The 1,952-nt window shown below is 63.1% G+C and carries 1 protein-coding gene; it reads right to left on the reverse strand.

What is annotated here, in order from left to right; translation table 11 throughout:
- Window positions 1-26: 26 nt before the first annotated feature.
- Window positions 27-1,952 (reverse strand): polyribonucleotide nucleotidyltransferase (locus ACIP8I_RS27110; RefSeq protein WP_400764920.1); only part of this gene is annotated, 1,926 nt, incomplete at its 5' end.

The following is a 1,952-nucleotide window of genomic DNA, read 5'->3' on the forward strand; positions in this document are numbered from 1 at the left end:
GGCGCTCGCCGTGGAGCTACGAGACGTCACTGGTCGGTGTCGTCCTTCTTGTCGTCGTCGCCTTCGCCCTCGATCACGGGGATGAGGGAGAGCTTGCCGCGGGAGTCGATCTCGGCGATCTCGACCTGGACCTTCTGGCCCACACCGAGGACGTCCTCGACGTTCTCCACGCGCTTGCCGCCGGCGAGCTTGCGGATCTGCGAGATGTGCAGCAGACCGTCCTTGCCCGGGAGCAGCGACACGAACGCGCCGAAGGTCGTCGTCTTCACGACGGTGCCCAGGTAGCGCTCGCCGACCTCCGGCATGGTCGGGTTGGCGATGCCGTTGATCGTGGCGCGGGCGGCCTCGGCGGCCGGGCCGTCGGCGGCACCGATGTAGATGGTGCCGTCGTCCTCGATCGTGATCTCGGCGCCGGTGTCCTCCTGGATCTGGTTGATCATCTTGCCCTTGGGGCCGATGACCTCACCGATCTTGTCCACGGGGATCTTGACGGTGATGATCCGCGGGGCGTTCGGGGACATCTCGTCCGGCGTGTCGATCGCTTCCATCATCACGTCGAGGATGTGGAGGCGGGCGTCGCGGGCCTGCTTGAGGGCCGCGGCCAGGACGGAGGCCGGGATGCCGTCCAGCTTGGTGTCGAGCTGGAGGGCGGTCACGAACTCCTTGGTGCCGGCTACCTTGAAGTCCATGTCGCCCAGGTGGTCTTCGTCACCCAGGATGTCGGTCAGAACAGCGAACTTCTCGCCTTCCTTGACCAGACCCATGGCGATACCGGCAACCGGCGCCTTCATTGGAACACCAGCGTCCATCAGGGCCAGGGAAGCGCCGCAAACGGAAGCCATCGAGCTCGAACCGTTGGATTCGGTGATTTCCGAAACCACACGGATGGTGTACGGGAACACGTCAGCGGCCGGCAGCATGGCCGAAACCGAACGACGGGCCAGACGGCCGTGACCGATTTCACGACGACCGGCGCCACCCATGCGACCACACTCGCCCACCGAGAACGGAGGGAAGTTGTAGTGCAGCATGAACGGGTCTTTTTTCTCGCCTTCCAGGGTGTCCAGCAGCTGTGCGTCGCGGGCAGTACCCAGCGTCGCGACTACCAGAGCCTGGGTTTCGCCACGGGTGAACAGCGCCGAACCGTGAGTCTTAGGCAGAACGCCGACTTCGATGTTCAGCGGACGTACGGTGCGGGTGTCGCGGCCGTCGATACGTGGCTTGCCGTTAACGATGTTTTCGCGAACGGTGCGGTATTCGATTTCGCCGAAAGCGGCTTTGACGTCAGCAGCAGAAGGCTGGCCTTCTTCGCCGGACAGCTTGGCAACGACCTGGTCTTTCAGCTCGCCCAGACGTGCGTAGCGGTCAGCCTTGACGGTGATGGTGTAAGCCTGGGAGATCGCTTCGCCGAACTCGGCACGGATCGCGCCCAGCAGTTCGGTGGCTTCTGGAGCAGGCGCCCAGGTCCAGGTTGGCTTGGCAGCTTCAGCGGCCAGTTCTTTGACGGCGTTGATCACCACCTGGAACTCGTCGTGAGCGAACAGTACCGCGCCCAGCATCTGGTCTTCGGTCAGCTCTTTGGCTTCCGATTCAACCATCAGTACGGCGTCGGAGGTGCCGGCAACGACCATGTCCAGGCTCGAAGCAGCTTGCTGCTCGTAGGTCGGGTTCAGCAGGTAGCCGGTGCTTTCGTGGAAAGCGACGCGAGCGGCGCCGATCGGGCCGTCGAACGGAATGCCCGAGATGGCCAGAGCAGCCGAGGTGCCGATCATCGCAGCGATGTCCGGATCGGTCTTCTTGCTGGTGGAAACGACGGTGCAGACAACCTGCACTTCGTTCATGAAACCTTCTGGGAACAGCGGACGGATCGGACGGTCGATCAGTCGTGAAGTCAGGGTTTGTTTCTCTGAAGGAATGCCATCACGCGTGAAGAAACCGCCAGGGATCTTACC

The organism is Pseudomonas sp. NPDC088414 (assembly GCF_044753325.1).
In the GTDB taxonomy this organism is placed as follows: domain Bacteria; phylum Pseudomonadota; class Gammaproteobacteria; order Pseudomonadales; family Pseudomonadaceae; genus Aquipseudomonas.